Origin of the sequence: Listeria monocytogenes (assembly GCF_041765605.1) — a bacterium.
Classification (GTDB): Bacteria; Bacillota; Bacilli; order Lactobacillales; family Listeriaceae; genus Listeria; species Listeria monocytogenes_D.
Genome location: NZ_CP168900.1, coordinates 2,305,718 through 2,330,016, shown reverse-complemented (window position 1 = coordinate 2,330,016; position 24,299 = coordinate 2,305,718). Strand labels below are relative to the sequence as shown.

The following is a 24,299-nucleotide window of genomic DNA, read 5'->3' as shown; positions in this document are numbered from 1 at the left end:
TACAATGGAAAAAAGATTATTAGACTTTGAAGTTGGGGAAACAGTAGACTTATTCTTGCTAATTAAATCAAGCGTAAAAGGAACGGCTAGCAACGGAAAGCCCTTCTTGAGCCTTGTCTTGCAAGATAAATCAGGTGAATTAGAGGCAAAACTATGGGATGTTAAAGAAAGCGATGAAGCGAATTACGGGGTACAACAAATAGTTCATCTTATGGGTGACATTCAAAATTATCGTGGTCGTAAACAATTGAAAATCCGTCAAATTAGACAGGCTACAGCGCTGGATGGTGTTAGTGCCAGTGAATTCATGGAAACCGCGCCAATTAATAAAGAAGAAATGGCCGATGAAATTACACAATATATTTTTGAAATGAAAAATGCAAACTTACAACGAATTACGCGCGCGCTGTTAAAAAAATATCAAGATGATTTTTATGATTATCCGGCAGCAATGCGTCATCACCATGAATTTGTTTCTGGTTTGAGCTTCCATGTAGTTTCGATGCTACGTCTTGCAAAATCGGTCGCTGATCTATACCCATCTGTTAATCGGGATTTATTGTACGCAGGTGTGATTTTACATGACTTAGGGAAAGTTATTGAACTTTCTGGCCCAGTATCAACGACATACACACTAGAAGGTAATTTAATTGGTCATATATCTATCGTAGTGGAAGAAGTTAGTAAAATTGCTGACGAACTTTCGATTGATGGTGAAGAAGTCGTTGTATTAAAACATGTTCTTCTTTCTCATCACGGCAAAGGTGAATGGGGTAGCCCAAAACCACCACTTGTGCGTGAAGCAGAGATTTTACACCAAATTGATTTAATGGATGCATCTTTGAACATGATGGATAAAGTATTAAAACATACAAAACCTGGTGAATTCAGTGAACGAGTATTTGGATTAGACAACCGTTCATTTTATAATCCTACATTTGAATAACAAAAAAACACGCTTGGAAAATTCCAAGCGTGTTTTTTTATTACTTATTTAGATGACTCTTTATCACTAGATGAAGAACCATCAAAATCTTTAAAAGCATCTTTCAAGTCTTTATCTTCCACTTTTACGTTAGCATCTTTGTATTCTTTCTTAAGCGTTTTTTGCATGTTTTCAGTAGTCAATTGAGACTCAAGATAAGAAGCTTTTACAGCTTTTTTATCTTTTTCAAAAGTTGTTTTTGTTGCAGGTTTGTCCATTTGGATGATGTGGTATCCGTATTGTGTTTTTACTGGAGCGCTGATGTCGCCTTTGTTTTTAAGGGCATAAGCTGCTTTTTCAAATGCAGGATCCATTTTACCAGGACCGAATGGAGCTAATTGTCCACCATTTTCTTTAGTAGCAGTATCTGTAGAATATTCTTTCGCTAAATCAGCAAATTTCGCGCCGTCTTTTAGTTTTTGTTCAACTTCTTTGGCTTTGTTTTCATCAGCTACAAGAATATGGCTTACAGTGATATCTGGTTGCCAAGTTTCGTAGTATTTTTTAAGAACTTTGTCGCTAGTATCTGTATTGGCTTCAGTAGCTTTTTGAACTAACAAATTGTACTTAAGTTGACTTTTAAATGATTTCTCTGTTAAGCCACTTTGAGCTAAAACAGCAGAGAATTGATCGCCGTATTGTGATTTATACTCGTTGAATTTTTTGTCAACGTCTTCATCACTTACTTTGTATTTATCGCCAAGAATTTTTTCGAAAGTTAGTTGTTGTACGAATTCAGAACCATATTTATCTTTCATTGCGTCATAAAGTTCGTCTTTTGTTACATCGCCAGAGTCTGTCTTAACGACATCTCCGCCGCCACCGCACGCTGCTAGACTGAACAATGCCATCACCATGACAAGTCCAAGTATTAATTTCTTCTTCATTAAATAAAACACACTCCTTAGTTGTTGGAATAATTCCCGCTTAACACAATAACTATCATAACATAAATTAAAGATAAAAAGAAAAGATGAAAGAAATTTAATGATATTCTTATGGTTTAGTCAGAAATCAAAATAGAAAATCCACGTTCTGCACTTTCAATAAAACAATTCTTTGGCATTTTCCATAGTTTTTTAATATGTGTAAAGTCAGAAAAGCTCATTCCGAAGTGGACAGAAAGTAATATCAGGAACATACCTGAATGTCCGATGGGTGTAAAAAGCATTAACGCAACTAAAATAGCAGTGATAATCACAAATGGTAAAACTAATGAAAAAATGTAATGCCATTTTGGTATTATCCGCTTAATATTTAATTTGATACATGGAAGGAAAAAGAAATGGATGCGCCACTGAATAACAGTTCCTTCGCGATATTTAAAGCATCCAAGAATATGAAGTAATTTGTGAATGGGATAAATTAAAATAATACCTAAAAAGCTGGCAAGTTGATAGTCGTTTGTAAGTTGACCAGGGTAAATTAAATGTTGTGTTAAAAAACAAATACATACGGCAGCTAGCCAGACAAGAATTCCTTTTAGGAAAAGTCGATTAAATTCGTCTCGTCGCTCTGTGTTGATTGATTTAAGGCAGCGCATTGTAAGCTTTCCTCCAGTTATAGCTAAAATAGTACTCTTCCGTCAGAAGGCACCATAGTATTGTATGCTCAAATGCTATAAAATTCAAGCTTTTTTTAGAGAAATTATTGTCTAATTATGACGATTTTTTGAAAGGGATTTTAGACAAATAAAAAAACTGAGCAGTCGCCCAGTTTTTCTACTTATTTATTATCTTTTTTTAGCGTTTTTTCTAAGTCAGAAATTGTTTTTTGCATATCTTTGATTTCGTCTTTTAAGCGTTTCTTCTCAGGTTCCATTTCTTCATTCCATTTGGAAACAGATTCCATGATGTCAGAAGAAACATCTTTTAATAGAGTAGAACCTTCTGTGCCAAGAACTTGAACTGATTGGATAAGCTCGTTTGCATTGTATGCGAGTTCTTTCAAAATAACACTTGCTTCGCCTGATTTAGCGACAATATCTTTTCGAAGTTCATTGCCGGATTTTGGAGCAAATAATACTGAGGCTGCAGCTCCAATTGCCCCGCCAGCTAAAATACCGAAAATAAGTGATTTTTTATTCATTTATACTCCACTCCATCCATAAAGTCATTTTAGTCTACTTTTGCTGCAATAAGTTCAGCAATTTCTTGGTAACGTTCTTGCGTGTACCAGTCTGCGTTATCTTTCCATTTTAACCCAAAGTCGTCTGATTTGCTATACCTTGGTATTAAATGGATATGACAATGAAAAACAGATTGGAAAGCAACTTCTTCATTATTATTTAAAATATTTAATCCTTGAATTGGTAAAGCTTCTTTTAATGCCCTCGCGATTTTGGGTACGCGGCGGAATAATTCAGCGGCCGTTTCATCGGGTAAGTCGAATGTGTTCCTAGCATGTTTTTTGGGAATTACGAGTGTATGGCCTTCTGTGACTTGTCCTAAATCAAGGAAAGCATATACTTTATCATCTTCGTACACTTTGGCAGAAGGAATTTCACCGCGAACTATTTTGCAGAAAATGCAATCGTCCATTAAGTATGACCACCTTTCATAACGTATAATTATGTACTACTTTAATTTAACATAAAAAGCAGTGAAAAGCATGTGTTAGATAGTAGGTGATGGATTATTTTGACAGTTCAAGGGATGAATATGCTATTATTAACTAAAGATTACGTAAGGAGGTACGGAAATGGCTTTAGTAGAAGTAGAACACCTGACGGGCGGGTACACCAAACGTCCAGTCTTAAAAGATATTTCATTTGCGATTGAAGAAAAACAGATTGTTGGCTTAATTGGGCTTAACGGGGCAGGGAAAAGTACGACGATTAAACATATAACCGGCCTAATGCATCCTAAACAAGGAACCATTAAAATCAATAATCATCAATTGGTTGAAGATACAGAAACATATAGAAAGCAATTTTCTTATATCCCGGAAACACCGGTATTGTATGAAGAATTAACCTTAAAAGAACATTTAGAATTAACAGGTATGGCTTATGGCATATCAGAAGAAGAGCTACATGCAAGAATGACTCCTCTTTTAAAAGAGTTTCGTTTAGAGAAAAAACTTAATTGGTTTCCAGCCCATTTTTCTAAAGGGATGAAACAAAAAGTAATGATTATGTCGGCTTTTTTAATTGAACCTAAATTATATATCATTGATGAGCCTTTTGTTGGTTTAGATCCGCTTGGTATTCAGTCATTACTTAACTGGATGGACGAAATGCGTGGTAAAGGTGCAAGCATTTTAATGTCTACGCATATACTTGCAACGGCTGAGAAATATTGCGATACGTTCATTATTATTCATCAAGGCGAGATTCGCGCAGAGGGAACACTGAAAGACTTGCAAACAAATTTCGAAATGCCAGGAGCTTCACTTGATGAAATTTACATTCAGTTGACAAAGGAAGAGGAAGCTGATGAAGATGATATTTGACAGCAAAGCGCTTTGGAAAGAACGTTTTAGTGCCTATACGACCGAAGTCATGCGCTATCTTCGTTATATGTTTAATGATCATTTGCTTTTTGTTCTTGTAATTGGGCTTGGAGCAGGAATTTTTTATTATGCTGGTTGGGTAAAGACGCTTGAACCAACTTTCCCAGTTATCCCATTGATGGTTATTTTACTCACTGCTTCGATTGCCATTAGTCCTGTTGCGACGTTGCTGAAAAAACCGGATATTGTTTACTTAATTGTACAGGAAAAAGCAATGGATACTTATTTTTCTCAAGCAAAAATAGCGAGCTTCTTTATGCAATTATACGTTTTTGTTATTGTGCTTGGCGTTTGTATGCCAATGTATGTGGAAGTGACAGAGGTCCCTTACAGCCAGTTTTTCACTTTGTTTATTGTCCTCAGTATGCTTAAAGCGTGGAACATTTATTTTGGCTGGGAAAGTATGAAATTAGAAGAGGCAGATACAACGTGGATGTTTATTCGTGTTATCCTTAATGCTATTTTAATTTATATTGCGTTAGTCGCCGCACCTTATATTTCTATTCCGTTAGTTTTAGTAGTGCTTTTGGCAAGTTACTACTGGCTTCGAACTAAAACGGCAAAAGTGACATTACGCTGGGAATATTTAGTCGATAAAGAAGAAGCGCGGATGAACCGTTTTTATCGTTTAGTGAATCTGTTTACGGATGTACCTCACCTGCGCGGCACAGTTCGAAGACGTAGTTATCTCGATTTTCTGTATCAACCAATTCCTTATGCGAAAAGAAAAACGTTTGCTTATCTGTTTAGTCGGACTTTTATTAGAACAAATGAATATGCCGGTCTTTACATTAGACTTACAGTAATTGCCGTTATTTTACTCGTGTTTGTGCAAGGTTTTTATTTAAATATTATTTTTTCATTATTATTTTTGTATTTAACGGGCTTTCAATTTATCCCGATGTTAAAACATTACGATGCTCAAATTATGTTAAGACTTTATCCGATTAATGATAGCTATCGCCATCGTAGTTTTATCCATTTTCTAAGGATTTTGTTGCTCGCTCAAGCATTGCTCTTTAGCGTGATTGGTATTGCTCAAAATGGAACCATCGGCGGGATGATTATTTTAGGAATCAATTTGGCTTTTGTAGTCATTTTTACGTTCCTTTATGCTCCAGTTAGAATGAAAAAAATGTACGAATAAGAAAAAGCGATTTGGATAATTTAGTCCAAATCGCTTTTTCTTATTTAGCGTCGTGCGAAAATTCCGGATAATGATAAATATCCTCGTGAGAAAAGCTAGCTTGCGAATTATTTTTTTTCATGATATTTGTAATTTCTTTGTGTAAAGGTGTTTTTTTCCATTCTTGAAAGAAAACTTCAGAGTCCCAAAAAGAGATAATTAAAAATTTATTCATATTCATCGCTTTTGTGAGTTTTGTACTTTGCAAGCCAGGGGTTTCACTAAAATGTAGGCTAGCTCGTTGATACATTTGCAAGAAAATAGGAATTTCTTCATCGCGGAGGTGGATATATTCAAAGACAACTACTCCAAAACCTTTTAAGGAACCACTGCTTTGTAATACTCGATATTCAGCGCCTTCTTGGAAAATTTTTTCGCCAGTAGACTCTTGATACAAAAGCGATTGGGAAAAATTTTGTAGAAGTGTCACATTTGCGCCAGTATAATTCGACATTAATTGACGAAGGTAGTGCTCTGTTCCAGTGGTGATAAATACTTTTTTCATGATAAGTCCTTCTTTCGGTTTTATTCCATTAAGATAAATGATTACATCTGTATTTTCCACGTTTTTTATAATTGAAACAGCTGATAGGCAATTTGTTTGGTTTTATACAAATTTTCTAGTATCCTTTTATCTGGAGAAGTTATTTATTGTTCTGTTGCCTATTGTGTGTAAATGAACAAAGAAGGGAAGCGACTCGATGACAAAAATAACGAATGATTTATTTTTAAAAGCAGCGCGAAAAGAACAAGTTGACCGAATTCCGGTTTGGTATATGAGACAAGCAGGGAGATCCCAACCAGAATACCGTAAATTAAAAGAAAAATACTCTCTATTTGAAATCACTCATCAGCCAGAAATATGTGCTTATGTAACCAAATTACCAGTAGATCAATATGGTGTTGATGCAGCTATTTTATACAAAGATATTATGACACCACTTCCGGGGATGGGAGTAGACGTTGAGATTAAATCTGGTATTGGTCCAGTCATACATAACCCCATAAGAACTTTCCAAGATGTAGAAAAGCTGGCAATTTTTAAACCAGAAATTGAAGTGCCTTATGTGCTTGATACGATAAAATTATTAGCAGATGATATGTTAGATGTGCCTTTAATTGGCTTTGCAGGTGCGCCGTTTACGTTAGCAAGTTATATGATAGAAGGTGGTCCATCGAAAAATTACCACCAAACAAAAAGCTTCATGTATCGCGAACCAGAAGTTTGGGCAATATTAATGGAAAAACTGGGACGAATGACTGCGAACTATTTGATTGCGCAAATTAATGCAGGTGCTTCCGCGGTGCAATTGTTTGATTCTTGGGTAGGAGCACTTAGCCGAGCAGACTATGCTAAGTATATTCGACCAGTAATCGAAATGATTGTTAGCGAAGTGAAAGCAGCGCATCCAACAACGCCAATTATTATGCAAGCAGTTGGCGCAAGTCACCTTTTAGCAGAATGGGAAACAATGCCACTTGATGTCGTTGGCGTCGATTGGCGAGAAACCATCACAAGTGCTCGGGAAAAAGTTCCAACAAAAGCAATTCAAGGAAATCTTGACCCGTCTACACTCCTTGCACCTGCCAAATGTTTGGAAGAAGCAGAGCGTATTTTGCAAGAAGGCGTACTAGAACCAGGCTATATTTTTAATTTAGGCCATGGTGTTTTCCCAGAAGTACCACCAGAAATGTTGAAAAAGCTAACAAATTACATCCATGAACGTAGCGAAATTCTATTAAAAAAAGGATGATGTAAAATGACTAAAAAAGTAGGTCTACTTGTAATGGCATACGGAACACCGTATAAAGATGAAGATATCGAACGTTACTATACAGATATTCGTCATGGCCATAAGCCAAGTGAAGAAATGATTGCTGATTTACGCGGTAGATACCATGCAATCGGCGGATTATCCCCACTTGCAAAAATTACCGAAGCACAAGCCTATGGACTAGAAAAAGCGTTAAATGACTCGCAGGATGAAGTAGAATTCAAGGCATATATCGGTTTAAAACATATTGAACCTTTCATTGAAGATGCGGTAGAAGCTATGCATAAAGATGGAATAGAAGAAGCAATCTCGATTGTTTTAGCGCCACATTACTCAAGCTTTAGCGTCGAAGCATATAATAAAAGAGCAAAAGATGCAGCTGATAAATTAGGTGGTCCTAGCATTAAAGCCATCAATGATTGGTATAAACAACCCAAATTCATCCAAATGTGGGCCGATCGAATTAATGAAACAGCAAAACAAATTCCAGCAGACGAGTTGTTGGATACCGTTTTAATTGTTTCTGCGCACAGTTTACCGGAGAAAATCAAACAACATAATGACCCGTACCCAGACCAACTGCAAGAAACAGCAGATTTCATTTTTGAAAAAGTGGTAGTACCTCATTATGCGCTAGGCTGGCAAAGTGAAGGGAAAACTGGAGAACCTTGGCTTGGACCTGATGTACAAGATTTAACGAGAGAACTATATGGTCAAGAAAAATACAAACACTTTATTTATACGCCAGTTGGATTTGTAGCAGAACATTTAGAAGTACTATATGACAATGATTATGAATGTAAAGTAGTAACCGATGAAGTTGGCGCGGCTTATCACCGACCTCCAATGCCAAACGCGGATCCAGAATTCTTAGAAGTATTAAGAACGGTTGTCTGGGAAAAATATAGCAATTAAGAGACCTGCCGGAATATTTGTTATTCCGGCATATTTTTTGAAAAACAAAGAAAACGTTTTCAATATTTTTAGCTAAATACTATGAAGTTTTAATCTAATTCTCATCTTTGCCGGGCATAATGATAACTATAGAAAGACAGGAGGTTCACCCAAATGAAAAACAAGGCAGAAAAACAAAGAATTGCCACTAATTTGTCACTTTATATGAAAATAAATGGATATACTCATAGAACATTCGCGCTTGCAGTCGGGATTTCCCAAAACACTTTGAAAGCATTAATGATTGGGAAAATGAGAAACGAAAGTAAATTCCAAAAATACATATCGCAAATTACAGAAAGTTTGGCACTGGAAGAAAAATTCTTTGAACAACCGAAAGAAGCGATTACAGCAGCACCTATCACTTTTCAAGACACAAACAAAATGCATCTTGGAGATGAAAAATTCAATGCTATCAGCTTAATGTTAAAAATTGGCGAAATTCATTACGAATCATAAAAGCTTGGGACTATTAGTCCCGAGCTTTTTTATATGCTGCAAAATAGAAAGATTCAGGGCTTGACGAACCTCACTAACTCACGTAAAATGAAGACAATTTTCAAAATAGGAGTGTGACACATGATTAGAAAACTAACTGTATCTGATAATGAAGAAGTAATGGCACTTTTAAAACCCGAAGCAACCCTCAATTTATTTATTATTGGGGATATCGAAAATTTTGGTTACGAGAGTGATGTGCAAGATCTTTGGGGCGAATTCGATTCATCAGGTAAATTACATGCATTGTTACTTCGATTCGATACGTTTTTCTTACCGTATTCAAAAGATGCTAATTTTGATGCAAAAGCTTTCTCAGAAATTATTGCTAAGCATGATACATATGAAGTTAGCGGTATTTCTCGTGTCACAAAGGAACTAGAACCATTTTTACCAGAGCTTGCCGAAAAAAGACAAGACACTTATTTTTGCGAATGCGAACATGTAAATCGTATTTCTGTAAATCAAGACGTTATTGTCAGAACGGCAGTGGCAGAAGACGTAGCTCCAATTATTAAAATGCGCAAACACATTAAAGAATTTGGTTCGCGCGATGAAAATGAAGAATTAATTATTCGCCAAATTGAAAAAGGCGTGAAACGAATTTATTATATTGAACAAGATCAGGAAGTAGTTGCTGTAGCTGAAACATCGGCAGAAAATTCCTTTTCAGCAATGATTACTGGTGTAGCGACGAGCGATGGTTATAGACAACGTGGTTTTGCAAGTACACTTCTAAAAAAATTATGTTGTGATGTATTAGCAGAAGGCAAAAAACCATGTTTGTTTTATGATAACCCAGTAGCAGGAGAAATTTATCACCGCCTAGGTTTTGAACATACCGGAGATTTTGTCATGTACAAATAGCCTTTACTTTACGTCCGTAAGATTGGTATGATGGATATATTATGTTAGTAAAGGATGAATAATGTGAAACCACGTGGAATTTGTTTTTTTGATATGGATGGAACACTGTTAAATAGTGACTCCAAAGTACTTGATAGTTCACTTCAAGCATTAGACAAACTTCGAGAGAATAATATTATTCCTGTCATTGCTACTGGACGTACACTTATAGAAATAAGTCATCAAATGAAAATTACCGGTATTGAATCTGCAGTAATGATGAATGGACAAATGGCTATTTTTGAAGGTGAAAAAGTATATGAAGATGTGATTGATGCAGGTTTATTAGAACGGTTGACTGAAGAAGCAAAATCACAGAATGTTGAAGTTTGCTATTATAATGATAAAAGAATTGGTGCCACAGCTAGTACGCCAGTTGTAAAAGCGCATTATGACTTTTTAGGCGAGCCGATGCCGAAAGTAAGACCTAATATGTATAAAGAAGAAACAATCAATATGGCACTTCTATTACTCGAAACTGGTGATGATTATTTTCCAGAACGTTTTCCAGAATTACAATTTGTTCGCAACACACCATTTAGTAATGACGTCTTAAGAAAAGGCGGATCTAAAGCAGTTGGTATTTCGAAGCTACTTGAAGTAATGGGCTATCAAGACGTTCCAACTTATGCGTTTGGTGATGGAATGAACGATTTAGAAATGTTTGGCGCCGTGGATTATGCCATTGCAATGGAAAATGCCGTACCAATATTAAAAGAAAAAGCAGCATTCGTTACGAAAGATAATAATAGTGATGGAATAATGCTTGGCTTAAAACAATTTGATTTAATTTAAAGAAGTGCCTTGTGCGCTTCTTTTTTGTGAAATTCCAACGCAAGACCGATAGAATTGTAATAATTCTTTTGATATAATAAAACTAATCAATTGGAAGAGGAGAAATGTTCATGAACGAAATCAATCACACATCCGAGCGAGCAAACACAGAAAAGAGAACTGAGAAACAAATTATTATGCAAAAAATACTTAATTGGTTTGTATTTTCTTTGCTACTTGCATCTATCGGTGCTGCGATTGGGAGTAAATTAAGTCCAGAACTTTATTTGCCTCTTGTCGTGTTAGAGGTCGCGTTACTTATCACAGCGATGGTAGTGCGTCGAAGTAAAACTATTAATAAAGTTGTAGGATACCCAGTAGTACTAGCATTTGCGTTTGTCACAGGCTTAACGCTTGGACCAACTTTGACATATTATTTTGGTGCAGGGCAAGGTGCCGCCGTTCTAATGGCATTTGTTACAGCAACCGTTACTTTCACAACGCTAGCTTTTATTGGCGCAAAAATGAAGAAAGACTTATCTTTCTTAAGCAGTGCTTTATTCGCTGCGATTATTATACTTATCATCTTTAGTTTTGTTGGAGTCTTTTTACCGCTAGGCTCTATGCTATCAACGATTATTTCAGCAGGCGGAACGATTATTTTCTCCTTATATATTTTGTATGATTTTAATCAAATTATGAAGCGCGATGTGGAACTTGCAGATGTGCCAATGCTTGCGCTAAATTTATACCTTGATTTCCTTAACTTATTTATGTTCTTACTTCGCCTATTTACGGGTCGTGATTAAGAAATTCAGAAGATCTGCCAACCTAAAAATTGGTAGATCTTTTTCTATAAAAAAAGAAGGTTTTTGTTAGACAAAAGCAAGATAAAAAACTATAATAAAGTTAAGGTCAAAAAAGGTCAGACTTATCTTTTATAAGGAGGACGAATGAATGGATTTACAAAAATTTACGCAACAAGTCCAGCAAACAATTGCGGACGCTCAAAATTTAGCAATTGCATCCGAACATCAAGAAATCGACGTCGCTCATGTTTTTAAAGTGTTATTAACAGAGAGTGATTTTGCTAAACGTGTATATGATGTAGCAGAAGTAGATATAGATGCACTTCAAAAAACAGTAGAAGATGCTTTAACGAAAATCCCTGTGGTTTCTGGAAGCGGTGTGAATTATGGTCAAGCAATGAGCCAAGCACTTTTTCAGTTGATGCGGGATGCCGAAAAAGAACAAAAACAATTAGACGATGATTTTGTATCAACAGAACATCTAATCTTAGCTGTCATGGATCAAAAATCAAATCCAATAACAATGAATCTAAAAAACCAACATAAATCTAAAAAACAAATTCAAGAAGCCATTCTAAAAATCAGAGGAGGGAAAAAAGTGACTTCTCAAAATGCAGAAGAAAACTATGAAGCTTTAACTAAATACGGACGTGATTTAGTCGCGGAAGTAAGAAGCGGCAAACTCGATCCGGTAATTGGACGAGATGCGGAAATCCGTAATGTCATTCGGATTTTATCTAGAAAAACAAAAAATAATCCAGTTTTAATAGGTGAACCAGGCGTTGGTAAAACAGCCATTGTCGAAGGTTTAGCACAACGAATCGTTCGAAAAGATGTTCCAGAAGGATTGAAAGATAAAACGATTATTTCACTCGATATCGGTTCCCTTATTGCTGGAGCTAAATATCGCGGTGAATTTGAAGAACGTTTGAAAGCAGTACTTCAAGAAGTGAAACAAAGTGACGGTCAAATTTTACTATTTATTGATGAAATTCATACGATTGTCGGCGCAGGTAAAACAGATGGCGCGATGGATGCCGGAAATATGTTAAAACCGATGCTTGCCCGCGGCGAACTACACTGTATCGGCGCAACTACGTTAGATGAATACCGTCAATATATTGAAAAAGATGCCGCACTCGAAAGACGTTTCCAAAAAGTACTTGTCCCAGAACCAACAGTGGAAGATACAGTTTCCATTTTACGTGGGTTAAAAGAACGCTTTGAAATTCATCATGGGGTAAATATTCATGATAATGCTTTAGTTGCAGCAGCGAGTCTTTCTAATCGTTATATTACTGACCGCTTTTTACCGGATAAAGCAATTGACTTAGTAGATGAAGCTTGCGCAACTATTCGTGTCGAAATTGACTCGATGCCAAGTGAACTCGACGAAGTAACAAGAAAAGTAATGCAACTAGAAATTGAAGAAGCGGCTTTAAAAGAAGAAAAAGACCCAGCGAGTGAACGCCGTTTAGAAATATTGCAACGCGAGCTGGCTGACTACAAAGAAGAAGCCAACCAAATGAAATCGAAATGGGAATCTGAGAAAAACGAAATCAGTAAAATTCGTGAGGTTCGGGAACAAATCGATCATTTGCGTCATGAATTAGAAGAAGCAGAAAATAATTATGATTTAAATAAAGCGGCAGAATTACGACACGGCAAAATCCCGGCTGTGGAAAAAGAATTGCTTGAGTTGGAAGCAGAAAATCGCGAAAAAACAGCCCAAGAAGATCGGATTTTACAAGAAGAAGTAACAGAAAATGAAATTGCAGAAATCGTCGGACGTTGGACAGGAATTCCAGTGACTAAATTAGTAGAAGGTGAACGCGAAAAACTGCTTAAATTAGCAGATGAACTTCATCAAAAAGTAATTGGTCAAGATGACGCTGTTCAATTAGTTAGTGATGCTGTACTTCGTGCGCGCGCTGGTATTAAAGATCCGAAACGCCCAATTGGCTCATTCATTTTCCTCGGGCCAACAGGTGTTGGTAAAACAGAACTTGCCAAAGCACTTGCATTTAATATGTTTGATTCCGAAGATCACATGATTCGAATTGATATGTCTGAATACATGGAGAAACATTCCGTATCAAGACTTGTCGGAGCTCCTCCAGGCTATGTTGGCTATGAAGAAGGCGGTCAACTTACTGAAGCAGTAAGACGAAACCCTTATTCAATTGTCCTACTTGATGAAATCGAAAAAGCGCATCCAGATGTATTTAACATACTTTTACAAGTGCTTGATGATGGACGTATCACGGATTCGCAAGGCCGATTAATCGATTTTAAAAACACTGTAATCATTATGACATCTAATATTGGCTCTAATTTACTACTTGAAAGAACCGAAGAAGGCGAGATTTCACCGGAATTAGAATCAGATGTAATGCAAATTTTACAAAGTGAATTTAAACCGGAATTCTTAAACCGCGTAGATGATATTATTCTATTTAAACCACTAACACTTGCTGATATTAAAGGTATTGTGGAGAAATTAGTAGAAGAACTTCAAATCCGTTTAGCCGATCAAGAAATTACTATCACTATTTCCGATGATGCAAAAGCATTTATTGCGGAAGAAGCATATGATCCGGTATACGGCGCACGACCACTTAAACGCTACATTGTACGTCATGTTGAAACCCCACTTGCTAGAGAAATTGTTTCAGGTAAAATCATGCCACATTCATCAGTGGAAATTGATTTAGAAGATAAAGAATTTACTTTTAAAGTCACAGAATAACATAGAAAAGGTTTGACACCTCACTTGAAAGGGAAAACTTTGGTTGGATTAGTCGTTTAGAAAATAGACGAAAATGGAAGGATGAGGAAGATGAAATTAGTATTAATTCGTCATGGTCAAAGTGAATGGAACAAATTGAATTTATTTACAGGTTGGCATGATGTTGACTTGTCACAAGAAGGCGTTGTAGAAGCAATGACTGCAGGTAAAAGAATTAAAGAAGCGGGCTTAGAATTCGATGTTGCCTTTACTTCCGTTTTAACGCGAGCTATTAAAACACTCAATTACGTGTTAGAAGAATCGGATCAAATGTGGGTTCCAGTTCATAAATCTTGGCGTTTGAACGAACGGCATTACGGAGCACTCCAAGGGCTCAATAAACAAGAAACTGCTGAAAAATACGGTGCTGACCAAGTACAAAAATGGCGTAGAAGCTATGATACTCTTCCACCATTACTAGAAGAAAACGACGAAAGACAAGCAAAAAACGATCGCCGTTATCAATTACTTGATACACATGCGATTCCTTCAGGTGAAAACTTAAAAGTAACGTTAGAACGAGTAATTCCTTATTGGATGGATACCATTGCTCCAGAAATTAAAGAAGGTCGCCGGGTAGTCATAGCGGCTCATGGTAATAGTTTACGAGCATTAGTGAAATTCCTAGAAGGTATTAGCGATGATGAGATAATGGACTTAGAAATTCCAACAGGCGTACCACTTGTATATGAATTGAATGATGATTTAAAACCAGTAAATAAATATTACTTGGATAAATAAAAAAAGAAGCTCTTTCCTTATATTGGAAAGAGCTTCTTTTTTTGAGCTACACCTGAAAAGTGAGTTCTCGCTATCAGAAAGTTGGATGTTTACTTAAAGTCATAAACTTCGCTATCTTTAGGCATCAAGAAAGTGATTAAAATAATGAAGAAGGATAACCCTACTGTTAAAATAATAGCCCGCGTCATATCAAATGATACATATAACATGGAAGAAAGAACGAATTCTGCCATTAAAGAAAGTAAGAATACCCAAACTACAGTTACCACATAACGCATCCTTACACCCCATTTCATCTATTTCATTATACATTTTAGCACATAAAATTAGATTATCCAATCATATATCATTTGAAAATGCGATTATCAAAAAAAGGAAGGAAATGAAACTTCAACGAAGAATACTAGTATTAAGGGGTAAAAGTGTAACGACATAATATTGTCAAATGTAAATAGGTATGTGTGAACCCTCTAAAATAGCCATTTTGCTTACTTTATGATAAGTTTTCCATCAAAAAATTAGTAGGCTCTCAGAATGAAAATGCTAGAATGAAGAAGGTTAACAGAGACAGAGCCATTTAAATTGGGGGAACTAACTAATTTGGATAGGAAGTGCCAACTGATAATGAAAAAGAAATTCACGCAGATTTTACTAGCAAGTGTCATCGTAAGTTCTACATTAGTACCTTTTGTGCAAGCAGAGGCAGCAGGAACGAGCCAAACGGCAGTGAGTCAGGCAGGAATGACTTTATCACAACAACAATTTATACAATCCATAGCAAATGATGCACAAGATTTACAAAAAGAAGAAAAAATATTGACGAGTGTTACTTTAGCACAAGCCATTTTAGAATCCAATTGGGGTAAGAGTGGCTTATCAACTTCAGCTAACAACTTGTTTGGAATTAAAGGTAGTTATGAAGGTAGTTCCGTTTCAATGGGAACACAAGAATTTAGTAATGGTAAGGCTTACCAAACACAAGCGGATTTCAGAAAGTATCCAGACAAAAAGACATCATTAGTCGATCATGCCCAACTTTTTGTTAACGGAGTATCTGGCAATGCAAATCTATACTCAGCAGTTATTGGGGAAACAGATTACAAAAAAGCCGCATATGCAATTCAAAATGCAGGTTATGCAACTGACCCAGCCTATGCAGAAAAACTCATCTCAACTATTGAAAATTACCATTTGGATCAATATGACCAAATTTACGATACAGTGAAATCAACAGAATACCAATTAGCCTATGCAGAAATTAAAAACACTAGCAATGAAATAATTTGGACAAAACCATATAATACAGAAGGCGCAGAAAAAGTAGCTAGTGCCAACGATTACAAAAATAAAACACTTCGAATTTCTCAAAAAGCCGTTACAGAAAAAGGCACATGGTATCAACTTCAAGATCAAGGTAAAACAATTGGATGGATAAACAGTAATGCCGTAGAAATTTTTTATACACCACAAAATGAAACAAATGTGACACTAGATAAATATATCACCGATTCTGATCAAAAAGTCTATGCTTACCCAGTAGAGGATAACTCGAAAGTAGTCGCGAATTTAAATGATTATCTAGGAAAAGAATTAGACATAGACCGCCGTGCAGATGTGAAAAATGAATATTGGTACCGTATTAAATCAGACGATGGCAAAGTGATTGGTTGGTCTAAAGCAGGCGGTTTTGCTGAAAACAATCCTAATAAGGCGTTAGAAGTAAAATAAAAATTAGCAATCCAATTGCTTAATTGATATTTCTCTGTTAAAATTAGCACCAGGTCATAAAAATATCCAGGAGAAAAACATATTTTCGTCCTGATGTAGTTTGATATGGAGGAGAACGCATGAACGCAGGAATTTTAGGAGTAGGTAAATACGTACCTGAAAAAATAGTAACAAATTTTGATTTAGAAAAAATAATGGATACATCCGATGAGTGGATTCGTACTCGAACTGGTATTGAAGAAAGAAGAATTGCTCGTGATGACGAATATACGCACGACTTAGCATACGAAGCAGCAAAGGTAGCTATTGAGAATGCTGGGCTTACACCAGATGACATTGACTTATTTATTGTTGCCACTGTGACGCAGGAAGCGACTTTTCCATCCGTTGCGAATATTATTCAAGACCGTTTAGGAGCAACAAATGCTGCGGGTATGGACGTGGAAGCGGCATGTGCCGGTTTTACTTTTGGCGTAGTAACTGCAGCACAATTTATTAAAACAGGGGCATACAAGAATATCGTCGTAGTTGGTGCGGATAAATTATCTAAAATCACTAACTGGGATGATCGCGCAACAGCCGTATTATTTGGTGATGGAGCGGGAGCCGTTGTTATGGGTCCGGTTTCTGATGACCATGGACTACTTTCGTTTGACTTAGGCTCAGATGGATCTGGCGGCAAATACTTGAACTTAGATGAAAATAAGAAGATTTATATGAATGGACGTGAAGTGTTCCGTTTTGCAGTTCGCCAAATGGGAGAAGCTTCGTTACGAGTACTTGAACGTGCTGGACTTGAAAAAGAAGAATTGGATTTACTAATTCCTCACCAAGCAAATATCCGTATCATGGAAGCTTCTCGCGAGCGTTTGAATTTACCGGAAGAAAAACTGATGAAAACAGTGCATAAATACGGTAATACTTCGTCATCTTCTATTGCTCTTGCGCTAGTTGATGCAGTCGAAGAAGGACGCATTAAAGATAATGACAATGTCCTGCTTGTTGGCTTTGGCGGCGGACTAACATGGGGCGCCCTAATCATTCGTTGGGGTAAGTAAGCAGCAAATTTAAAAAGGAAAGTTGCCCTAACGATTATTTTTGTTAGGACAACTTTCCTTTATTTATGTTATAATGGAGCAGGCTTTTGGTTTATTTGTTTGTGCACTATTATTAATTTTAAATAAAGCCTTAACTTTATACTAGCTGCTGTCATTAGACAGAAGTTGTTTTTTATGAATTGCAAAATAAGGAGATGAGTAAATGGATAAAAGAAGAGTAGTTGTTACTGGTATTGGAGCTGTTACACCAATTGGAAACGATGCGGAAACTTCTTGGGAAAACGCAAAAAAGGGTGTTAATGGTGTTGCAAAAATGACAAGACTTAATCCGGATGATTTTCCGGTTAAAATTGCAGCAGAATTAAAAGATTTTGATGTAGAAAAATATCTAGAGAAAAAAGAAGCTCGTAAAATGGACCGTTTTACGCATTATGCAATTGCAAGTGCTGAAATGGCGGTACAAGATTCTGGTTTAGTTATTGATGATTCCAATGCAAACCGCGTTGGTGTTTGGATCGGTTCAGGAATTGGCGGAATGGAAACTTTCGAAACACAATATGAAATTTTCTTAAACCGTGGACATCGCCGAGTTAGTCCGTTTTTCGTACCTATGATGATTCCGGATATGGGTTCAGGCCAAGTTTCTATTCGTTTTGGAGCTAAAGGCATTAATTCTACAACAGTTACAGCCTGTGCAACAGCGACGAACTCTATCGGTGATGCATTTAAAGTTATTGAACGTGGCGATGCAGATGCAATGATAACTGGTGGAGCAGAAGCACCAATTACTAAAATGTCACTTGCAGGATTTACTGCCAATAAAGCTTTGTCATTAAATCCAGATCCAGAAACTGCATGTCGTCCATTTGATAAAGACCGTGATGGTTTTATTATCGGTGAAGGCGCAGGGATTGTTATTTTAGAAGAATACGAACATGCAAAAGCACGTGGAGCAAAAATTTACGCTGAAATCGTTGGCTACGGCGCAACAGGAGATGCTTACCACATTACTGCTCCAGCTCCAAATGGTGAAGGTGCCGCTCGTGCAATGAAGATGGCGATTGATGATGCAGGACTTACTCCTGATAAAGTAGACTACATTAATGCACATGGTACAAGTACACCATATAACGATGAATACGAAACACAAGCTATTAAAACGGTCTTCGGAGACCATGCGAAAAAATTAGCAATTAGTTCTACTAAATCAATGACTGGACATACTTTAGGTGCATCTGGCGGGATTGAAGCTATTTTTGCGCTTCTAAGTATTCGCGATAGTATTATTGCACCAACCATTCATTTGAAAAACCAAGATGAAGTGTGCGATTTGGATTATGTTCCAAATGAAGCGCGCGAAGCAAACGTAAATGTAGCCATTTCTAACTCTTTTGGCTTTGGTGGCCACAATGCTACTTTAGTATTTAAAAAAATGGAAGACTAAAATTTAATCAAAAGCCTTACCTCGTTTTCAGAGGTAAGGCTTTTTTTGAGCAAAAAACTAGCTTTCTTTATTATGATTGTTTAAAATTAAATTGCACACAACTTAAAAGGAGGAGAACATGTTGGACACGAATACACGCATATTAGAAGAGCAACTGTGTTTTTCTGTTTATAATGCATCCAAACAATTTACAAAACTTTATCGTGAAGCTTTAGAGCCCTTTCAATTAACCTATCCACAATATATTGCTTTACTTGTTCTTTGGGAAGGTGAAGAGCAAACCGTATCAGAGCTAGGGAAAAGGTTGGCTTTAGACAGTGGAACTTTAACACCAATGCTAAAAAGAATGGAGCATTTAGGATATGTCACACGAAGCCGTCATCCGGAAGACGAGCGACGCGTCTATATTCGCCTAACAGAAAAAGCAATAAAAATACAACCTGACGTATTAAAAAGCGTGGACAACTGCCTTCAATTACTCGATTTTGCAGAATTAGACTACAGACAATTACTTACTAAAATACAGGCATTAACAAAACAATTAGGAGGAATAGAAAATGAAAAAATTGTATGAAACAACAGTCATTAACACAGGTGGAAGAAGTGGTGAAGTTCATTCACCAGATAACGTATTTTACTTTGATATCTCTGCACCAACAGAGCTTGGTGGAGACGGCGGTGGCGGAACAAATCCAGAACAACTATTTGCTGCTGGTTACGGAGCTTGTTTCAATAGCGCATTAGAATTAGTTCTAGGAAAAGCTGGAATTGAAGCAAAAAGTACAGTAACAGCGACTGTCAGCTTATATAGTGACCCAGAAGACAACGGATTTAAAATTGGTGTCGTTTTAGAAGGAACTATCGAAGGTCAAGATAAAGAAAAAACAGAAGCACTACTTAAAAAAGCCCATGAAGTTTGCCCGTATTCTAAAGCAACTCGCGGTAACATCGATGTAGAAATTAAAGTAGGTTAATAATTAAATAAAAAGCCGATAACTTAGATTGATTAAGTTATCGGCTTTTTCTATATTATTTTCTACGTTTGCGTCCAAGTCCAACGCCGTTTTCCATTTTTTTCAATGTTTTATTAGCAACACGAGCGGCTTTTTCTGCTCCTGCATCTAATATAGTGTCCAGCTCCTCAGATTTGAGATAAGCATAGTATCTTTCTTGAATTGGCTCAAGTTCAGAAACAACTAATTCAGCTAAATCTGTTTTGAAATCACCATAGCCTTTTCCAACATATTTTTCTTCTATACTAGCAATTGTTTCGCCGGTAATAACCGAATAGATAGTTAGCAAGTTAGATACGCCGGGCTTTTCTTCTTTATTATATTCAATAATACCACTAGAATCGGTCACAGCGCTTTTGATTTTTTTTCTAATAGTTGCTGGTGGATCAAGTAAAAAGATAGCATTTTTCAAATTGGCATCAGATTTACTCATTTTTTTCGTTGGATCTTGTAAGGACATTACTCGTGCACCTTGTTTAGGAATGAATACTTCTGGCATCGTGAAAATATCTGCATGTTTTTTATTAAATCGTTCAGCTAAGTCACGAGTTAATTCGATATGTTGTTTTTGATCCTCACCAACTGGAACTAAATCTGTTTGATAAAGTAAAATATCAGCAGCCATTAAAGGCGGATAAGTTAATAACCCGGCACTGACTCCTGCTTTACCAGCTGATTTGTCTTTAAATTGTGTCATACGTTCTAATTCACCAATATAGACGTTACATTGTAAAATCCATGCCGCTTGCGCATGTGCTGCCACTTCAGATTGAATAAATAGAGTGGATTTTTCAGGATCCAGTCCAACTGCTAAATAAAGAGCTGCTAAACTTCTTGTTTGCTCGCGAAGTTTTAATCTATCTTGTGGAACCGTAATAGCATGTTCGTCAACGATACAATAAAAACATTCATATTCATCTTGAAACTGCCCAAACTGTTTTAAAGCCCCAATATAATTTCCTAAAGTTAATTGTCCACTAGGTTGAATTCCGGAAAATATTACTTTTTTCATGATTATTCCTCCAATTTTTTCACTGATTGCGAAAATAAAAAACCGTCCATCCCAACATATAAATGTTAGGGACGAACGGTTATCCGCGGTGCCACCCTAAGTACCTAAAAAGGCTCTTAGCAATAGAAAGTTTCTATTAAAGAAGTAACGGTCTTTAGCCGCTGTTCGCTACTCGCTTTCACAAACAGTCCTTAGAAGTCCATTCGACTTTGCGCTTTATCTGTTTCCACCAACCACAGACTCTCTATTATAAAGCAACAAAATGTACTAATCTTCCTATTAACGCATCAGTTATATTACTTTTATTCTATCAGTTTACAAAACGGCTTGTCAATCACAAAAACATACATACAATACTAGATAGCATAATAAGTAGGGAACTAAACAAAATACCAGCGTATTGAAGACCGACTAATTCAGATAACAACATATCTGAGAACTCATTTTCTTCTTCTCGTTTAATTTTACGAGAAATATTTCGGAACCCATTATGAACCCGGTCTAAAAATCCGCTTCTCATAATATAAACAAACAATCCACTTAACAGCGTAATAAGTGCTACCATAAAAGAAACATCCACGTAGTTGCTTAAACTAACACCGTTATTTTTGCCGAAAAGTAAAATCCCAAAAATAATTGCTTCTTGAATAAGTGTATAAATAGTAATTCGTAAAAACATTTCTTCACCTCTAATTAAAATTCATAATTCACTCTATCACAATTTGGATAGAAAGACTATATGATAGAAGGAAGCTATCATTTAATGTTAGAAATTTGTCCGTTTTTAGTAAAATAACCTTCCAACTGTCTTTACAGATTATTAACAGAAAAATCGCTTTATATCAACGTTTTTCGAATTTATTACAAAATTTAATTAAATTTTTGATATTTTTATCTAGACAACAGCCCAAAAAAAGTATATAAATATAATAATCCTTTAAATTTTAAAGGGGTTCGATATTTTCTCTTATACAAAAAAGATAACTTCTTCCAGTTATAACTTAATTGGCAAAGTTCATCGTAAATTTATCAATTTAAATGGTTATGTTTTCTGAAAACTTAATCAAAAGGTTTAGCAAAGTATACATAATTAATTCGATTTATTGCAAAATAGAGGATTGCGTAACACTTTCTGTTCAGAGTTTTCACGCAATTTCAATTTTGCCTTAATATTTTAATAACTTGTATCTTTCATCCTTGTTTTTATTTATCTTGTAAAAATAATTTACAAAGCCAGAATTCTTAGAGTATAATAGGTATCGAAACAATTTTTCAGAAAAATAAAAAAGGGAGGTCTACTTAGTGAAAAAATCTAAATTATTTCTTACACTTGGATTAACACTATTACTAAGCTTAGTCTTGGTAGCATGCGGAGGCGGATCAGATTCCAAGTCCGACAAAAAAGGCTCAGATTCAGGAAAAGCTTCAGGAGAGCAAGTACTTAACTTGACAGAAAGCGCACTAATTCCTTCTGCAGACAGCACAAAAGCGGATGACCAAGTTGGTTTGAACGTTGTAAACCAAACAAACGAAGGTCTATATGCGCTTGACAAAGATGGTATTCCTGCCATTGCCGGTGCTGCTGAAGAGCCAAAAATTAGCGATGACAAAACAGTTTATACAATCAAACTTCGTGAAGATGCAAAATGGTCAAACGGAGACCCTGTAACTGCAAATGACTATGTTTACTCATGGCGTCGTGCAGTTGACCCTAATACTGCTGCAACATATTCTTACCTATTTGATGCAATCAAAAACGGTGGAGATATCGTAGCTGGCAAGAAAAAACCTGAAGAATTAGGAATTAAAGCAGTAGATGATTATACTTTAGAAGTTACTCTATCTAAACCAACTGCTTACATTAACTCACTATTCGCATTCCCGACTTTCTTCCCACTTAACGAAAAATTCGTTACGGAAAAAGGCGAAAAATATGCACAAAATAGTGACAACATGTTATTCAATGGACCTTTCGAGTTGAAAGACTGGACTGGAACAAACAAAAAATGGACTTACGTAAAAAACGATAAATATTGGGATAAAGATAAAGTTAAGTTGAAACAAATCAACGTACAAGTTGTTCAAGACTCCGGTACTGGACTTAACTTATACAACACTGACAAAGTTGACCGTACTGTATTGAGTGCAGACTATGCTGCTCAAAACAAAAACAATAAAGACTATGTAACAGTGAATGATTCTTCTACTTTCTACATTAAATTTAACCAAAAACGTGCTGGCAAAGATACAGTATTTGCTAACAAAAACATCCGTAAAGCTATAGCTCTTGCGATTGACAAACAATCGTACACTGATACAGTTCTTAAAAACGGATCTAAACCTGCAAACAACCTTGTACCAGAAGGTTTCACTTTTGACCCAGGTAACAAAGAAGATTATACAAAAGAATCTGGTAAACATTTAGAGTATGATGTAAAAGAAGCTCAAAAAGCATGGAAAGCTGGATTGAAAGAACTAGGAGTTTCCGAAATTACAGTTGAATTCACTAGTGATGACACTGAAAATGCGAGAAAATCTTCTGAATTCATTCAAGACCAACTACAAAAGAACTTAGACGGTCTTACAGTTAAACTTAAAAACGTACCATTTAAAGTTCGTTTACAAAATGACCAAAACCAAGATTACGATTTCTCTATGAGCGGCTGGGGTCCTGACTATCAAGATCCATCCACTTTCTTAGATCTATTCGTAACTGATGGTGCACAAAACAGAATGAGTTATTCTAACAAAGACTACGACAAGATTTTAAATGATGCTTCTGTAACTTATGCAGCTGACGATCAAAAACGTTGGGATGAAATGGTTAAAGCAGAAAAAATCCTTCTTACGGATGATGTAGCTATTCAACCACTTTATCAACGTTCTACTGCATACCTACAAAAAGACTACATTAAAAACTTGCAAAAAAATCCATTTGGTCCAGATTACACTTACAAAGAAACATACTTGACTAAATAAAATATTAGTCTTTAAGAAATGCTTGACGGAAAGAGAGAGTATATTTCGATATGCTCTCTCCTTTTGCTGATGATTTTCATGTGTTATAATTAAAAATTAAAGTATCCTTTTCTAGTCTTCTAGAAACCTAACATTC

General features: G+C 36.1%; 24 protein-coding genes, 1 pseudogene and 1 other annotated feature. Of the genes and pseudogenes, 17 read left to right on the top strand and 8 right to left on the bottom strand.

The window, feature by feature from the left end:
* Nucleotides 1–4 precede the first annotated feature (4 nt).
* The gene (gene yhaM, locus AB2Q86_RS11800; protein ID WP_009924694.1) at nt 5–946 is read left to right on the top strand and encodes a 3'-5' exoribonuclease YhaM; all 942 of its coding nucleotides are present in this window, start codon (nt 5–7) and stop codon (nt 944–946) included.
* Nucleotides 947–990: 44 nt separating this feature from the next.
* On the opposite strand, the gene prsA2 is transcribed toward yhaM, so the two are convergent.
* From prsA2 to AB2Q86_RS11780, 4 genes are all read right to left on the bottom strand, one after another.
* Nucleotides 991–1,872 (bottom strand): posttranslocation chaperone PrsA2, encoded by an 882-nt coding sequence (gene prsA2 / locus AB2Q86_RS11795; RefSeq protein WP_012580876.1) that lies wholly within the window; start codon nt 1,870–1,872, stop codon nt 991–993.
* Nucleotides 1,873–1,988: 116 nt separating this feature from the next.
* Complete coding sequence (locus AB2Q86_RS11790; protein WP_012580877.1) at nt 1,989–2,528, bottom strand: DUF3267 domain-containing protein; 540 nt, start codon at nt 2,526–2,528, stop codon at nt 1,989–1,991.
* Nucleotides 2,529–2,710: 182 nt separating this feature from the next.
* The gene (locus AB2Q86_RS11785) at nt 2,711–3,073 is read right to left on the bottom strand and encodes a YtxH domain-containing protein (RefSeq protein ID WP_003720598.1); all 363 of its coding nucleotides are present in this window, start codon (nt 3,071–3,073) and stop codon (nt 2,711–2,713) included.
* A gap of 29 nt (nt 3,074–3,102) precedes the next feature.
* Nucleotides 3,103–3,525 (bottom strand): HIT family protein, encoded by a 423-nt coding sequence (locus AB2Q86_RS11780; protein WP_012580878.1) that lies wholly within the window; start codon nt 3,523–3,525, stop codon nt 3,103–3,105.
* A gap of 160 nt (nt 3,526–3,685) precedes the next feature.
* Here AB2Q86_RS11780 and AB2Q86_RS11775 point away from each other — a divergent pair, with 160 nt between their 5' ends.
* Together AB2Q86_RS11775 and AB2Q86_RS11770 are read left to right on the top strand one after the other, a co-directional pair.
* On the top strand, nt 3,686–4,438 hold the full coding sequence (locus tag AB2Q86_RS11775) for an ABC transporter ATP-binding protein (RefSeq protein ID WP_003729614.1): 753 nt from the start codon (nt 3,686–3,688) through the stop codon (nt 4,436–4,438).
* The gene (locus AB2Q86_RS11770) at nt 4,422–5,645 is read left to right on the top strand and encodes an ABC transporter permease (protein WP_014589120.1); all 1,224 of its coding nucleotides are present in this window, start codon (nt 4,422–4,424) and stop codon (nt 5,643–5,645) included. The genes AB2Q86_RS11775 and AB2Q86_RS11770 overlap by 17 nt, the downstream gene beginning before the upstream one ends.
* 40 nt (nt 5,646–5,685) lie before the next feature.
* On the opposite strand, the gene AB2Q86_RS11765 is transcribed toward AB2Q86_RS11770, so the two are convergent.
* Entirely contained in the window at nt 5,686–6,189 is a 504-nt protein-coding gene (locus tag AB2Q86_RS11765; RefSeq protein ID WP_012580880.1) for an antibiotic biosynthesis monooxygenase, read from the bottom strand.
* Between the two features lie 196 nt (nt 6,190–6,385).
* Here AB2Q86_RS11765 and hemE point away from each other — a divergent pair.
* The 8 genes and pseudogenes from hemE to gpmA all read left to right on the top strand — a co-directional run bounded on the left by hemE (nt 6,386) and on the right by gpmA (nt 14,929).
* Nucleotides 6,386–7,448: pseudogene (gene hemE / locus AB2Q86_RS11760) on the top strand (uroporphyrinogen decarboxylase).
* Nucleotides 7,445–8,374, top strand: coding sequence for a ferrochelatase (gene hemH, locus AB2Q86_RS11755; protein WP_003729610.1), 930 nt, complete (start codon nt 7,445–7,447; stop codon nt 8,372–8,374). The pseudogene hemE and the gene hemH overlap by 4 nt, the downstream one beginning before the upstream one ends.
* Before the next feature lie 153 nt (nt 8,375–8,527).
* Nucleotides 8,528–8,872, top strand: coding sequence for a hypothetical protein (locus AB2Q86_RS11750; RefSeq protein ID WP_012580882.1), 345 nt, complete (start codon nt 8,528–8,530; stop codon nt 8,870–8,872).
* A gap of 120 nt (nt 8,873–8,992) precedes the next feature.
* Nucleotides 8,993–9,778, top strand: coding sequence for a GNAT family N-acetyltransferase (locus AB2Q86_RS11745; protein ID WP_003737284.1), 786 nt, complete (start codon nt 8,993–8,995; stop codon nt 9,776–9,778).
* A gap of 63 nt (nt 9,779–9,841) precedes the next feature.
* Entirely contained in the window at nt 9,842–10,612 is a 771-nt protein-coding gene (locus tag AB2Q86_RS11740) for a Cof-type HAD-IIB family hydrolase (RefSeq protein WP_012580883.1), read from the top strand.
* A 110-nt stretch (nt 10,613–10,722) separates the two neighbouring features.
* Entirely contained in the window at nt 10,723–11,400 is a 678-nt protein-coding gene (locus AB2Q86_RS11735) for a Bax inhibitor-1/YccA family protein (RefSeq protein ID WP_012580884.1), read from the top strand.
* Nucleotides 11,401–11,548: 148 nt separating this feature from the next.
* Complete coding sequence (gene clpB / locus AB2Q86_RS11730; RefSeq protein ID WP_012580885.1) at nt 11,549–14,149, top strand: ATP-dependent chaperone ClpB; 2,601 nt, start codon at nt 11,549–11,551, stop codon at nt 14,147–14,149.
* 90 nt (nt 14,150–14,239) lie between these two features.
* A complete protein-coding gene (gene gpmA / locus AB2Q86_RS11725; protein WP_003723823.1) occupies nt 14,240–14,929 on the top strand; it encodes a 2,3-diphosphoglycerate-dependent phosphoglycerate mutase in 690 nt (229 codons plus the stop codon).
* Nucleotides 14,930–15,018: 89 nt separating this feature from the next.
* On the opposite strand, the gene AB2Q86_RS11720 is transcribed toward gpmA, so the two are convergent.
* Complete coding sequence (locus AB2Q86_RS11720; protein WP_003740802.1) at nt 15,019–15,207, bottom strand: YjzD family protein; 189 nt, start codon at nt 15,205–15,207, stop codon at nt 15,019–15,021.
* Nucleotides 15,208–15,529: 322 nt separating this feature from the next.
* Here AB2Q86_RS11720 and AB2Q86_RS11715 point away from each other — a divergent pair, with 322 nt between their 5' ends.
* The 5 genes from AB2Q86_RS11715 (at nt 15,530) to AB2Q86_RS11695 (ending at nt 20,133) form a co-directional block, all read left to right on the top strand.
* On the top strand, nt 15,530–16,657 hold the full coding sequence (locus AB2Q86_RS11715) for a GW domain-containing glycosaminoglycan-binding protein (protein WP_014589119.1): 1,128 nt from the start codon (nt 15,530–15,532) through the stop codon (nt 16,655–16,657).
* A 119-nt stretch (nt 16,658–16,776) separates the two neighbouring features.
* On the top strand, nt 16,777–17,715 hold the full coding sequence (fabH, locus tag AB2Q86_RS11710) for a 3-oxoacyl-ACP synthase III FabH (RefSeq protein WP_003729602.1): 939 nt from the start codon (nt 16,777–16,779) through the stop codon (nt 17,713–17,715).
* 202 nt (nt 17,716–17,917) lie between these two features.
* Nucleotides 17,918–19,159, top strand: a complete 1,242-nt coding sequence (gene fabF, locus AB2Q86_RS11705) for a beta-ketoacyl-ACP synthase II (RefSeq protein ID WP_003729601.1) — start codon at nt 17,918–17,920, stop codon at nt 19,157–19,159.
* A 121-nt stretch (nt 19,160–19,280) separates the two neighbouring features.
* Complete coding sequence (locus AB2Q86_RS11700; protein WP_003729600.1) at nt 19,281–19,733, top strand: MarR family winged helix-turn-helix transcriptional regulator; 453 nt, start codon at nt 19,281–19,283, stop codon at nt 19,731–19,733.
* Entirely contained in the window at nt 19,717–20,133 is a 417-nt protein-coding gene (locus AB2Q86_RS11695) for an organic hydroperoxide resistance protein (protein ID WP_003722322.1), read from the top strand. Before AB2Q86_RS11700 ends, AB2Q86_RS11695 begins: the two co-directional genes overlap by 17 nt.
* A gap of 55 nt (nt 20,134–20,188) precedes the next feature.
* Here the strand turns inward: AB2Q86_RS11695 and trpS are convergent, their stop codons facing one another.
* Both trpS and AB2Q86_RS11685 read right to left on the bottom strand, forming a co-directional pair.
* Nucleotides 20,189–21,184, bottom strand: a complete 996-nt coding sequence (gene trpS / locus AB2Q86_RS11690; protein ID WP_003722321.1) for a tryptophan--tRNA ligase — start codon at nt 21,182–21,184, stop codon at nt 20,189–20,191.
* Nucleotides 21,185–21,248: 64 nt separating this feature from the next.
* Nucleotides 21,249–21,474: a binding site (T-box leader), on the bottom strand.
* A 44-nt stretch (nt 21,475–21,518) separates the two neighbouring features.
* Complete coding sequence (locus AB2Q86_RS11685; protein WP_012580888.1) at nt 21,519–21,863, bottom strand: DUF3899 domain-containing protein; 345 nt, start codon at nt 21,861–21,863, stop codon at nt 21,519–21,521.
* 623 nt (nt 21,864–22,486) lie between these two features.
* Here AB2Q86_RS11685 and AB2Q86_RS11680 point away from each other — a divergent pair.
* Nucleotides 22,487–24,163 (top strand): peptide ABC transporter substrate-binding protein, encoded by a 1,677-nt coding sequence (locus AB2Q86_RS11680; protein WP_003729598.1) that lies wholly within the window; start codon nt 22,487–22,489, stop codon nt 24,161–24,163.
* The last annotated feature ends 136 nt before the right edge of the window (nt 24,164–24,299 follow it).